At 37.4% G+C, this 13,273-nt stretch carries 8 protein-coding genes and 4 tRNA genes; 10 read left to right on the forward strand and 2 right to left on the reverse strand.

The window, feature by feature from the left end:
• Positions 1-24: 24 nt before the first annotated feature.
• Positions 25-2,142 (reverse strand): prolyl oligopeptidase family serine peptidase, encoded by a 2,118-nt coding sequence (locus WH188_RS19045; RefSeq protein WP_183916139.1) that lies wholly within the window; start codon positions 2,140-2,142, stop codon positions 25-27.
• Between the two features lie 149 nt (positions 2,143-2,291).
• Between WH188_RS19045 and WH188_RS19050 the strand changes: the two genes are divergently transcribed.
• The 9 genes from WH188_RS19050 to WH188_RS19090 all read left to right on the forward strand — a co-directional run bounded on the left by WH188_RS19050 (position 2,292) and on the right by WH188_RS19090 (position 7,907).
• The gene (locus WH188_RS19050; protein WP_339424501.1) at positions 2,292-4,466 is read left to right on the forward strand and encodes a M1 family aminopeptidase; all 2,175 of its coding nucleotides are present in this window, start codon (positions 2,292-2,294) and stop codon (positions 4,464-4,466) included.
• A gap of 101 nt (positions 4,467-4,567) precedes the next feature.
• Complete coding sequence (locus WH188_RS19055; protein WP_339424506.1) at positions 4,568-5,317, forward strand: UDP-2,3-diacylglucosamine diphosphatase; 750 nt, start codon at positions 4,568-4,570, stop codon at positions 5,315-5,317.
• Positions 5,305-5,883: a Crp/Fnr family transcriptional regulator gene (locus WH188_RS19060; protein ID WP_132772511.1), complete on the forward strand. Its 579-nt coding sequence runs from the start codon at positions 5,305-5,307 to the stop codon at positions 5,881-5,883. Before WH188_RS19055 ends, WH188_RS19060 begins: the two co-directional genes overlap by 13 nt.
• A 62-nt stretch (positions 5,884-5,945) precedes the next feature.
• Positions 5,946-6,275 (forward strand): DMT family transporter, encoded by a 330-nt coding sequence (locus WH188_RS19065; RefSeq protein WP_021189301.1) that lies wholly within the window; start codon positions 5,946-5,948, stop codon positions 6,273-6,275.
• A gap of 92 nt (positions 6,276-6,367) precedes the next feature.
• Positions 6,368-7,441: a peptide chain release factor 1 gene (prfA, locus tag WH188_RS19070; protein WP_132772513.1), complete on the forward strand. Its 1,074-nt coding sequence runs from the start codon at positions 6,368-6,370 to the stop codon at positions 7,439-7,441.
• A gap of 73 nt (positions 7,442-7,514) precedes the next feature.
• Positions 7,515-7,591: transfer RNA gene (locus WH188_RS19075), tRNA-Asp, on the forward strand.
• Positions 7,592-7,639: 48 nt separating this feature from the next.
• Positions 7,640-7,716, forward strand: a tRNA-Asp gene (locus WH188_RS19080).
• Positions 7,717-7,742: 26 nt separating this feature from the next.
• Positions 7,743-7,819 (forward strand) — tRNA-Asp (locus WH188_RS19085).
• 14 nt (positions 7,820-7,833) lie between these two features.
• Positions 7,834-7,907, forward strand: a tRNA-Asp gene (locus WH188_RS19090).
• A gap of 411 nt (positions 7,908-8,318) precedes the next feature.
• Here the strand turns inward: WH188_RS19090 and WH188_RS19095 are convergent.
• Positions 8,319-12,362: a glycoside hydrolase family 2 TIM barrel-domain containing protein gene (locus tag WH188_RS19095; protein WP_339424502.1), complete on the reverse strand. Its 4,044-nt coding sequence runs from the start codon at positions 12,360-12,362 to the stop codon at positions 8,319-8,321.
• Positions 12,363-12,701: 339 nt separating this feature from the next.
• Here WH188_RS19095 and WH188_RS19100 point away from each other — a divergent pair, with 339 nt between their 5' ends.
• Positions 12,702-13,271 (forward strand): RNA polymerase sigma factor, encoded by a 570-nt coding sequence (locus WH188_RS19100; protein ID WP_132772517.1) that lies wholly within the window; start codon positions 12,702-12,704, stop codon positions 13,269-13,271.
• Positions 13,272-13,273 lie beyond the last annotated feature (2 nt).

Genomic DNA, 13,273 nt, shown 5'->3' on the forward strand with positions numbered 1-13,273 from the left:
AGTGGATTTACTTTGAAATGATATTTATTTTAGTGCTTTAATTCCCATATTCCACAGGGTAAAAGCATATTTATCAGCTGTTTCATTAATCACCACTTCTGTAGAACGGCCTGCCCCATGCCCAGCTTTTGTTTCAATCCGAATGAGAACAGGACGATCACACTTCTGTTTTGCCTGTAGTTCTGAAACAAACTTATAAGAATGTGCAGGCACTACACGGTCATCATGATCTCCGGTGGTAACCAAAGTCGCAGGATAACAAACACCTTCTTTAACATTATGTACAGGTGAATATCCCTTCAGATAATCAAACATCTCTTTGCTGTCATTAGCAGTACCATAATCATATCCCCAACCTGCTCCTGCTGTAAATGTATGATAACGTAACATATCCAGCACGCCTACTGCTGGTAAAGCTACTTTTGCAATAGTTGGATCTAACGTAATGGTTGCCCCAACGAGCAATCCTCCATTTGAACCTCCAGATAGTGCAGTATAATCAGGAGAAGTATAGCCATTGCTCTGTAAATACTTTGCTGCGGCAATAAAATCGTTAAACACATTCAGCTTATTAAACTGACGGCCACCATCATGCCATTTTTGACCATATTCACCTCCACCTCGTAAGTTTGCAACAGCATATACGCCACCATTTTGAATCCAATTGGCTGTAGATACACTAAAACCAGGAGTCAAACTGATATTAAAGCCACCATAACCGTAAACAATGGTCGGATTTTTACCATCCAGCTTCAATCCCTTTTTATGCGTAATGATCATTGGAACTTTTGTTCCATCTTTTGATGTGTAGAAAACCTGTTTAGATTCAAACTCATCTGAATTGAACTTCACTTTAGGTTTAATATAAACCTCAGATTGTCCATTGTCTACATTAAATGTAAAACTTGTAGATGGGGTGATGTAATTTGAAAAACCGTAATAGATTGTTTTTTCCTTTTTCTTGCCGGAGAAACCTGCAGCAGTTCCTACACCCGGTAATTTGATCTCACGGATTTTTTTTCCTGTATAATCGTATTGCTCAATAACTGAGATTGCGTCTTTAAGATAATTAGCAAATAAATAACCGCCACCAGTCGAAACTTCAAGAACATTTTCCGTTTGAGGAATAACATCAATCCAGTTCTTCGATTCAGGTTGACGAATGTTCATCTTCACCAATTTATTATTTGGTGCATTTAAATTTGTTTGAACATAAAAAGTATCGCCATCATTATCAATGATACTTGTGTTACTGTCAAATCCACTTAAGATGTTGATGATCTTACTTCCAGGCTTAGATAAATCCTGTACATACAATTCATTGCCGGTCGTTGTATTTGCGGCAGAAATGATTAAAAACCGCTCATCATCCGTTAAGTTGGCACCGATATAACGGCGTTGAACAGCAGCTCCACCGAAAATCATTTTATCTTTTGCCTGAGCGGTACCTAGTTGATGAAAATAAACTTTATGCTGATCTGTTTTCTCCGATAATTCTGAGCCTTTCGGTTTATCATAGCTGGAGTAATAAAATCCAGTATTCCCCTTCCAGGCAATACCTGAGAATTTGATATCAATTAACGTCTCACCAATTTGTTTTTTATCAGCAGTATTCAAAATAATTACTTTTCTCCAATCTGAGCCTCCTTCTGAAATAGAATAAGCCATCAAACTACCGTCTTTTGAAAAACTTACATCTGACAAAGAAGTTGATCCATCTTTAGAAAATGTATTTGGATCTAAAAAGACCTCTTCCTTTCCACCTTTATTTGATTTTCTATATAGAACGGCGTGTTGCTGCAAACCATCATTTTTATAAAAATAAGTATAAGCACCCTCTATAAAAGGAGTTCCAACTTTCTCATAATTCCAAATATCTGTCAATTGTTGTTTCAGCTGATCGCGATATGGAATCTGAGCTAAATAATCATACGTCACTTTATTTTGCGCAACAACCCAAGATTTTGTATCCGCTGCTAAGTCATTTTCCAACCAACGGTAAGGATCTGGCACTGATTCGCCAAAGAACTGATCAACTACCTGACCTTTTTTTGTTTCTGGATATTTCAATTCTTGTGCGTTTCCAAGATGTACGGACGACATAGCTATTACTGTTAAAATTAAACTCAGTTTTTTATTCATGTTTTTTTCAAATGAGGTTATAAACAAATTTAATAAATTATAACGTGTTTCAGCGTCGCTTAAATAATTAGATTAGGCAAACATTTTTTCAACAAAATTCGTTTACTACAGAAAATATCGCAAATTGCCTAAGTATAAATTAACATCGAATGATTCATAAAATATTTTTAACGCTAAGTGTACTAACTGCTGCCAGCTTAACAACAGTATTTGCACAACCTAATCAAGCGTTACCGATCAATCAATACCGGGCCACAGAGACTAAAATCAATGATTTGGTCCATACTAAACTGAATGTAAAATTTGATTACGGAAAACGCTACCTATATGGAGAAGAATGGTTGACGCTAAAACCTCACTTCTATCCGACCGACTCTTTACGCTTAGATGCCAAGGGGATGGACATAAAAGAGATTGCATTACAAGAAGGTAATCAAAAAACACCGCTCAAATATGATTATGATGGCGAATCGCTATTCATTAACTTAGGAAAACCATTTCAAGGGACCGAGAAATACACCATTTATATAGCCTACACTTCTAAACCAGATGAATTAAAAGCCAAAGGCAGTGCGGCAATTTCCGATGCAAAAGGATTGTATTTTATCAACCCGGATGGAAAAGTTCCAAATAAACCGATCCAGATATGGACACAGGGTGAAACGGAGGCCTCTTCGGCCTGGTTTCCTACCATAGATAAACCAAATCAAAAAACTACTTCTGAAATCTCCATTACGGTGCAGGACCACTATACAACCCTTTCTAATGGAGCGTTAACAGCACAGCATAAAAATACGGATGGTACCCGAACAGATACTTGGGAAATGACCCAAGCTCATGCTCCATACTTATTTATGATGGCCGTTGGTGATTTCAAAATAACAAATGATCACTACAAATCCATTCCGGTGGATTATTACCTCGAACCAAAATACGCTCCATATGCGAAAGATATATTCGGCAAAACACCAGCAATGATGGCTTACTACAGTCAAATTTTAGGCGTAGAATATCCCTGGAATAAATATGCCCAAGTAGTTGCGCGAGACTATGTATCGGGAGCTATGGAAAATACAACTGCAACTTTACATGGTGAACCGGTACAAAAGACAACACGGGAATTACTAGATGATAATGAGGAAGGAACTATTGCCCATGAGCTATTTCATCAATGGTTCGGTGATTTAGTAACAGCCGAATCATGGTCAAATCTGACCATGAATGAATCTTTTGCAACATTCGGAGAGGTGATATGGCGCGGTCACGATGGCGGACAAGATAAAGAAGATAAATCTCGGTTTGAAAAACTGCAAAGTTATTTAAGATCGACCAAAAATGGAATAAGCCCTACCTTAGCACGCTTTCATTATAACGATAAAGAAGATATGTTTGATAATATCTCCTATTCAAAAGGATCGGTAATTCTCTATGCATTAAAAAATCAGATGGGAGATGCTGCTTTCTATAAATCGTTACAAAAATATTTAACAGACAATGCCCATAAAACAGGAGAAACGCACCAGCTTCGACTTGCTATGGAAGAAATAACAGGTAAAGATTGGAGTCCATATTTCAATCAATGGTATTATAAAGGCGGTCATCCTATTTTAAATATCCAATATACTTATGAAAATGGGACGCAGAAATTAGCCATTAAGCAGATGCAGGATGTCAGCGTACAAACGTTCACTTTACCTTTAAGCATCGATTTTTATACGGCAAATGGAAAAGAGACTAAAACTATTCTTATTAATCAGCGATCACAGGAATTTAGTTTTCCTTTTGAACAAAAGCCTGATTTTATCGATTTTGATCCTGCTAAAATATTGGTTGGTGAGGTCATCGATAATAAAACAATGTCCGACTATACGTATCAATATCAAAATGTACCGACCTATTATAACCGTATTAAAGCAATTGGATATGCCTTACACAATAAAAATACGGAAACAACAAAATTGTTAATAGAAGCATTAAACGACAAAGAAGAAGATCTTAGAGCTGCTGCAATTCAAGGATTGGATTTAACAGATCCATCCGTTAAAAATAGTGTTGAAGCAAAAATTATCTCCATGGCGCAACAGGATCCCACAACGAAAGTAAGAGCTTCAGCATTGGTCGCATTAGGAAATAGCGGTAATCATAAATACTTGCCTATTATTGAAAAAGGTCTAAAAGAACAATCCTATGCTGTATTAAGTGCATCATTGCTGGCCATAAAAAAAATCGTTCCTTCAAAATTGAATAAATCAATTGAATCATTGGATTCCGAAGCAAAAGCATATTTAGCACCATTTATCAAACAACTTAAAGAAAAACGCTGATGGTAATTTTTAATGGATGTTATTTCCATTAAAAATTAGAATTGTAAAAAACAAATTTATTGAAGTTTGAAATCCGAAGTGATTTAGGTAGTTTTGACCACATGTCAACAGGAAAAAATATCTATTTCGCTTCGGATTTTCATTTGGGATCTTATCCACAAAGTAAATCCAAAGAAAGAGAACGTCTTATTATATCTTGGCTTGATCATATTAAAGATGATGTTGCTGAATTATATTTAGTAGGTGATATTTTTGACTTTTGGTTTGAATACAGTACCGTTGTACCAAGAGGATATATTCGTTTTCTCGGAAAACTGGCAGAATTGGTGGATAAAGGAGTCAAATTAACCATCTTTAAAGGAAATCATGACATGTGGATGTTCGATTATTTTAAAAACGAACTGCAAGCAACTATTGTCGATAACGAACTACTCATAAACCGAGATCAAAAATCTTTTTATCTCCATCATGGTGATGGCTTAGGTGCGGGAGATCGTAAATATAAAATCTTAAAAAAATTCTTCCGAAGTAAGACCTGTCAATGGCTATTTGCAAGATTGCACCCAAATTTAGGAATCGGCATTGCCACACGCTGGTCAAAACACAGTCGACTTGCTAATAATGAAGATGAGCATTTTTTAGGTGAAGATCAGGAATGGCTCATTGGTTATGCAAAAGAAATGGAAGCCAAGCAGCACCATGATTTCTACATTTTCGGACATCGTCATTTACCTTATGACATCAAACTTTCGGATCAGAGCCGAGTGATAAACTTAGGTGAATGGATGAATTACCAGACCTATGCAGTCTGGGATGGTCATAAACTAAAACTTGAAAAATGGTCGAAATAAAAAAAAGTTTACGCGATTGCCTTTTGAGTTACTACCCCTTAGAAGCAGATGACATTGAGGCTATAGAAGCTATTACGACCGAAGTCCACATCCCTCGGAATACCATCATTATACAACAGGACAAACTGCAACATGATATCTACATACTATCATCAGGATTAGCACGCGTCTATTATGAAGTTCCTAATAGAGAAATCACACTTGATTTTAATGATGCAGGCTGTATGCTGATGTCGATCAATACCTACGCCCGAAATGAGCCTGGATATGAAAACATTGCTATTGTAGAAGATGCTACTTTATTTAAAATAAACTCTCCCGCCCTTTTCAGGTTATATGAAGAAAATATTCGCATTGCTAACTTAGGGAGAAAAATTGCAGAGTACGAATTTATTAAAATTGAACAGAGAGCGATGTCCAAACTTTTCAATACTGCACAAAGTAGATATATGGATCTGCTCGATAAATACCCCACTTATATCAACCGTATCAAATTAGGTTACATTGCCTCCTATTTAGGAATTTCCCAAGTCACCCTAAGCCGTATCCGCGCCAACATTCGGTAATTTTTTAACATTAGTAAAAAATAATTACGCTAATTGTATCCATCTTTGCAAAAAAAAAGGCTATGAATTGGATATTATTAATTTTAGGTGGGTTATTTGAAATTGGGTTTACCACCTGCTTAGGAAAGGCAAAACAAAGCGAAGGTTCTGCCATGTATCTTTGGTATTTCGGATTTGTCCTTTCCCTGTTTTTAAGCATGGGTTTACTAATCAAAGCAACGCAAACATTACCGCTCGGTACTGCGTATGCAGTTTGGACAGGAATTGGTGCCGTAGGAACAGTTTTAATCGGAATCTTCTTCTTTAAAGAACCTGCAGATTTTTGGCGCATATTCTTCATTTTCACTCTTATCGCATCTATTGTAGGCTTGAAGGCAGTTTCTTCACATTAAGCAATAGAACTATTATTAAATCGACAAAATTTCTTTACTTTTGTAAGCTTAAAAGCTCTTGCGCATGTCGCAGGGTTTGAATAATGTGAATTATGTTAGAAAAATTACAGGCGATAAAAGAAAGATGGGAAGAAGTGGAGGCTGAATTAAGCAATCCAGAGACCATCAAAGATATGAAGCGTTTTGCCAAATTAAATAAAGAATACAAAGATTTAGGCAAAATCGTAGATCAGTACCATATTTACAGAAATATGGTAAGCAATATCGATACCAATAAAGATATTATCAGCAATGAGAAAGATCAAGAACTTCGCGATATGGCGAAAGAAGAACTTGATGAATTATTAGTTGCAAAAGAAGAGAAGGAAGATGAAATCCGCATGATGCTGATTCCGAAAGATCCGGAAGATGACAAAAATGCAATTTTAGAGATTCGTGGTGGTACTGGTGGTGATGAAGCGGCATTATTTGCAGGTGATTTATACCGTATGTATACCCGATTCTTTGAAACCAAAGGCTGGAAAGTTGAGGTTATGGATGTAACGGAAGGAACTTCTGGTGGCTATAAAGAGGTAATCTTGAAAGTAATGGGTGAAGATACTTATGGGCAATTGAAATATGAATCAGGTGTACACCGTGTACAACGTGTTCCTGATACAGAAACGCAAGGTCGTGTCCATACTTCTGCGGCATCTGTTGCTGTTCTTCCAGAAGCTGAAGAAGTGGATGTTGACATCAACCCAGGAGATGTTGAGATGCATACGTCACGTTCAGGTGGTGCCGGTGGTCAGAACGTCAATAAGGTAGAAACAAAAGTACAGTTGACTCACAAACCTTCTGGTATTGTAGTGGTATGTCAAGTAGAACGTTCTCAATTAGCGAACCGTGAATTGGCAATGGAAATGCTTCGTACTAAACTTTACGAGATCGAATTGAACAAAAAGAACGGCGATATTGCAGCAAAAAGAAAAACTTTAGTCTCAACCGGTGACCGTTCTGCAAAAATTCGTACTTATAACTACCCTCAGGGAAGATTTACAGAGCACCGTATTGGAATGACAACATACAATTTACCAGCTATTTTGGACGGTGATATTCAGCCGATTATCGACGCATTACAGTTCGCTGAGAATGCAGAAAAGATGAAAGACGGAGCCGTAGACTAGTTTTTTTTAAAATAATATTAGCAAATAAAGAAATAAACGCTATATTTGCACACCTTCAAGAGAGAAGGTAAACGGTCTGGTAGTTCAGCTGGTTAGAATACATGCCTGTCACGCATGGGGTCGCGGGTTCGAGTCCCGTCCAGACCGCCAGAAATAAGAGAGTAATCTCGAATAGTTCTTTAACAACATTTAAAATTTGGTCCGGTAGTTCAGCTGGTTAGAATACATGCCTGTCACGCATGGGGTCGCGGGTTCGAGTCCCGTCCGGACCGCCAATTTTAAATAACATTTTACATTTTTCGGTCTGGTAGTTCAGCTGGTTAGAATACATGCCTGTCACGCATGGGGTCGCGGGTTCGAGTCCCGTCCAGACCGCCAAAAAAAGTAAAAACGGTCCGGTAGTTCAGCTGGTTAGAATACATGCCTGTCACGCATGGGGTCGCGGGTTCGAGTCCCGTCCGGACCGCTGGAATAAAAAAGCTTTCAATGCAAATTGAAAGTTTTTTTTGTTTATTAGGACTTCTCCCTAATTCACCTGTTCTTTTTTATTACATTTTCTATAGATAGCTTTTAGTATAGCTATACGAAATATGCATAACGCAAAACATGTTCAACATCTTGAACATCTAAAACCCTATTATTTTAACGCTTTTAATCTATTTTTCAAACTCAGAGATAGATCTAGCAGATTATTGTGTTAACTCGTCCCTAAATATCATTTTTGACTCATAATAGCGCAAGAAAAGCTTATCATTGGCTAACTGTCCAAATTAAATGTACAATCTAAAATTCCTATCAATATATAGATACTGACAAAAAAAGAAGCCTTAATATGCAAGGAATACGAAGGCTTCTATTTTGTTTTATTATAAAGCTATTATTCTGCGCTCACAGAGAATTCCGCAGCTGCAGCAAAGTCTTGTCCATTTTGCGAACTTAATGCTGTAAAACGAATAAAACGACCTTTTACTGACTTAGCCAAAGTTACTGTCTTCGGCTTTCCGTTATTTTCGAAATTACCTTCAGCAACTGGCTCGCTCCAATTCTTACCATCTGTACTCACTTGCAATTTATAGCCTTTAATGGTACCATTACCACCACCTTGACGTGGGGTATAGGTAAAAGCTTTAATGGTTTTAATTGCATTCGCATCAAAATCTACCCAATGCGGATATTGTGCCACAGTAACAGAATACATCGAATGCCAAATTGTACTTGGATCACCATCTAATAAATTAGAAGCTTCACCTTCCCCTGTTTCTTCACTCGAAGCAAATACAACTTGCATCGGGATACTTTCTATTTTAGGAAATTGGAAGGAAGCTTTCAATTTCTCATTGCCCTTTGCCCATGCTGTCACAATACCACCTTCACGTAAGTTAACAGGAGCTTTGTATATTTGTGGTTTTCCTTTACCAATGGTATAATATAGTTCCGCACCTACCTGCTCACTTGCGATATGCAAGTCACCGTTACGGCTTCTTGACACCGAGATCGGCACATCACCCGCTAGAGATACCTGAGACTTCTGACGATAATCCTGATTAGCAACAGGACGGATAATAAAGCCAAACGAAGTTGATTTTGCTTTCACACGATCTTGTTCCAATGGAGGTCCTTGCCCACAGCTATTTCCACCCAAACCGGTAACTGCCGCATCCACATGTAAATGTGTACCTGAGCTTTTTGGTAATTTATAGGGATGACTTGCTAAGGTAACTTCCATCTCGCTCCACGGTAGTGCAGATGTCGACATATGATCTTTGGCAATAAAGACCACACCAGACCCCGACTCATCCGTTAAAGCTGTCCAACGCACCTCTTCATTATTACTCATACTTTGAGGATTGGGCCATGGAACAAATTGGTCTTTAACCGTACTCGTATGTAACTCTATATTCTGTGCAGTTTTACGGTCTGCATAGTTATTGATCGGTCCTCTTCCGTAATACGTATAGTTGCTATATTGTTCTGGTAGCTGCAAACCATAACCTAATCGGGCTAAAGCTAACGTTTCATCATTGGATGTTACATTAGCGGCTAATTCGAGCGAACCATCTTGATATACTGTCCAGACCTGATTTGTTGTAAACTTGAAGTCATTAGCGCCAAAAGGTTTGTCTTTATGTTCTTCAATCGTATATGTTCCAGAAGTACCACCATGAATAGTCGCTGCATTAGGCGCTTGCGATTCGACCATAAATGATAAAATGATTGCTCCATCTTGTCTCTTGTAGATCGAGCTGGATAATGCTTTATGCTTCAGATTATGTAAGCCCTTTTGAAACCATTGCTGATAAGCCCAGTTATCATTATCTACTGGTGCACGGAAAGCATCTAATTTAGGTCCCTCACCGTCACGAATAACCTGTTTTCCAGCATAGTTTAGGCTATAAATACTACCATTTTCCGTATCAAACTTAATAATGAAATCTGAACCTTTAATTACTTTTAACTTTTGTTCATCAACGATGCTTAGTTTAGCATTTGTCTGAACAGCAGCTATAGTAGGTTTTTCACTTGCAGCTTTAACAAACAACTGTTCCTCCATCTGTAAATATCCTTTAGCTGCCCATAATTGATCTTTAGCTAATAAGAACTGTACTTTAACAAAGTATTCCGATTGTTTATTTAATTTTTGAAAGTCCAAAGGTAATGTAACCACTTTCTTCTCACGTGCTTCAACTGTTTCACCCTTTACTACTGAGACAGGCTTCTGTATCTCCACACCATTTTCATATAAAGACCAAACGATATCGTAATCTACTAAAGAAACAAAATAGTTCTTATTAAAGATTTCTATTTTACCCTGTGCAATATCAACAGCCTTAACGCCCACATTCTGGTAAACTTTCTTTACCTCATAATATTGTGGCTTTGGCTTCATATCTGCGAAAATCAAACCATTATTGACAAATGTTCCATCATTAGGTTTATCACCAAAATCACCTCCATAAGCAAAGAACTTTTCACCAGACTGTTTATCATAATAATACATGGCCTGATCGATCCAATCCCAAGTAGCTCCGCCCATAAAGAAATTTGTCGATTCAATTGCTTCCCAATAATCAATCAGGTTACCTGATGCATTCCCCATAGAGTGTGCATATTCGGAAATATGGAACGGGTATTTCATCTTAAACTGCCCTTTTACAGCTTGACGAACCCATTCGATCGAAGGGTATTGGTTCGACCCCATATCAACGATATTATTATTACGCTCGTACTGAACAGGACGTGATGTATCAAATTTTTTAATCGCATCATATGCCGCTACAAAGTTGTTTCCAGGGCCGGCCTCATTACCCAATGACCAGAGAACAATAGAAGGATGATTTACATTTGCATGAACCATCTCCAAGTTACGTGCTACGTGTGCATTCTTCCATTCCGGAGGGTGTGAAAGAGAAGCATCGCCATAGTAATATTCATGACTTTCAATATTAGCCTCATCTTCTAAATAGATTCCGTATTTATCACATAAGTAATACCAATATGGATCATCTGGATAATGTGAATTACGAACATGATTGATATTCGCTTTCTTCATCAAGATGATTTCCTGCTCCATCTGCTCATGTGTCACCACTTTTCCTTTCTCAGGATTTGATTCATGGCGATTTACCCCTTTCAATTTTACAGTTTTGCCATTTACAAAGAAATAACGTCCTGCCAAACCAAACTCATCATCAGAAGCCTTTGTATCTTTAATTTCCACTTTACGGAAACCAACGTAAAGAGAAGATGTTTCTATTGTACGGTTTTTACTATCTCTTAATTCAGCAACAAGTGTGTACCGGTATGGACGCTCTGCTGACCATTTATTGGGGTTTTCAACTTGAAGAGAAGCTTTCACGATAGATGAGGTATTCGGATTAACATCTACCACATCACTCGATACCAAAATAGATTTTACAGCTGTATTAACATCGCTATAAAGTTCATTCGCATAAAGACTATATTTAATCTGATGACCTTTAGCAACTTTTTTATCTTTATTTAAGATTTCAGCTTTAATACTTAAAGTTCCATTTTGATACTTTTCATCCAGATCTGGAATGGCGACAACATCACGAATCTGAACCTTCGGCTTTGCTGTTAAAGCGACAGTTCTAAATATCCCCGGAAGACGGAACATATCCTGAGCCTCAATAAAAGAAGCATCTGAATTCCTGTACACTTCTACGGCGACAACATTTTCACCTTTTTTATTCAAATAATCAGTGATATTAAAAGAAGCGACATTACGTGAATTTTTTGAGAAACCAACATACTTCCCATTGATCCATAGATAAAAAAATGAATCTACCCCATCAAAATTAATATAGATATCACGGCCGTCCCAATTAGTTGGCACTTCGAATGAGCGTCTATAAGATCCAACTTCATTTCGGTAGATATACGTTGTCCAATGCTTTGGTGGGGTACGCATAACACCTCCGCGCCAGTCATCCACTTTTACCTGATGTTGAAAAATAACAGGTTGGTTAACATAAATCGGCACACCATATTTTAGCGTACCATCTTTTTGAATGCCCGCTATATTCCAGCTCATTGGAACACCAACATTATCCCAAGCTGTTACATCTGCTTGAGGATCAAAAAAATTCTTCGGTCTTTCATCAGGAGTTTTTACCCAATTAAATTTCCAGGTACCGTTTAAAGACTTCCAATACTCACTATTTTCCGGTAATACTTTACGAGCCTTATCAGCATCTTTAAAAGAGAAAAAATAAGCATGGGGTTGCTCCTTATTGAGCGCGAGGTCTTGGGGAGACTCCCACTCTTTACCTGTTGGAATCGTTTCGACCCCATAACGAAAGCCTGCAATCGGATCACCGATTTGTGCATTCGCCTGAAAGGCCGATGCTAATAAAACTGCCATGACACAGCTTATTCGCATAGATAATGATTTGATCATATTCATTTATTAAATAGAGGTTGTCCACAAAAATATAAGCAATATAATGAAATACAAGTAGCTACAATTAATCATTCGATTGCGTAAAATTTATATATATAAAGATGGATAAGTTCCATTCTGTTCAAAAAGTTAATTAGGAAAGCTTCATAAACGGCTGAGTGCCCAAAATCAAAAATAAACTTGATGCACACGAAACCGCTATTTTTTTCGTTTAAAAAATTTACGCTTATCAAAAAAAAAGAGTAGGTTTGGCCCTACGTAGAATGGGTTTTTCTACCAAACAACACAAATATTAAACTCGTTGGGTTACTATTAGTTATATTAAGGTATTAATAGGTGAGTAAGATCAGTAAATCAAATAAGCTCGAGAATGATGAGCAAATCATAGCCGGTATTAAATCGGGTAGTAGTATTGCATTGGATGCAATATATGAATTATACTATCCATCTATTGCCCATATGATTTCTCAAAATAACGGAAGCGAAGATGAGGCAAAAGATATCTTCCAAGAGGCCGTGATTGTTCTTTATGACAAGGTTTCTAAAGGTAATTTTGAATTAAGCAGTAAACTTAAAACCTATCTATATTCGATTTGCCGAAGACTTTGGCTTAAGCAGTTAAATCGTGCAGGTTTTGGATCAGTAGATATCCGAGGTTATGAAGATTCGTTACCGGATAACGATGATATCGAGCGACATCAGGAGCTTGACAAAAAATTTGACCAAATGGAACACGCAATGTCTCTTTTAGGAGAACCTTGTAAAACCATTCTCCACGATTTCTATATCCAGAACCATTCCATGCAGGAGATCTGCGAGAAGTTTGGATATACCAATACTGACAATGCCAAAACTCAAAAATACAAATGCCTGCAAAGATTGAAAAAACTATTTTTCATGCAGTAAAG

Source organism: Sphingobacterium sp. MYb388, assembly GCF_037479535.1.
GTDB classification, from domain to species: Bacteria; Bacteroidota; Bacteroidia; order Sphingobacteriales; family Sphingobacteriaceae; genus Sphingobacterium; species Sphingobacterium anhuiense.

Bases quoted from the DNA above. Each gene is read 5' to 3' on its own strand.
- WH188_RS19060 (WP_132772511.1), top strand. From the start codon at position 5,305: ATGGTCGAAATAAAAAAAAGTTTACGCGATTGCCTTTTGAGTTACTAC.
- WH188_RS19065 (WP_021189301.1), top strand. From the start codon at position 5,946: ATGAATTGGATATTATTAATTTTAGGTGGGTTATTTGAAATTGGGTTT.
- WH188_RS19095 (WP_339424502.1), bottom strand. From the start codon at position 12,362: ATGATCAAATCATTATCTATGCGAATAAGCTGTGTCATGGCAGTTTTA.
- prfA (WP_132772513.1), top strand. From the start codon at position 6,368: ATGTTAGAAAAATTACAGGCGATAAAAGAAAGATGGGAAGAAGTGGAG.
- WH188_RS19055 (WP_339424506.1), top strand. From the start codon at position 4,568: ATGTCAACAGGAAAAAATATCTATTTCGCTTCGGATTTTCATTTGGGA.
- WH188_RS19050 (WP_339424501.1), top strand. From the start codon at position 2,292: ATGATTCATAAAATATTTTTAACGCTAAGTGTACTAACTGCTGCCAGC.
- WH188_RS19045 (WP_183916139.1), bottom strand. From the start codon at position 2,142: ATGAATAAAAAACTGAGTTTAATTTTAACAGTAATAGCTATGTCGTCC.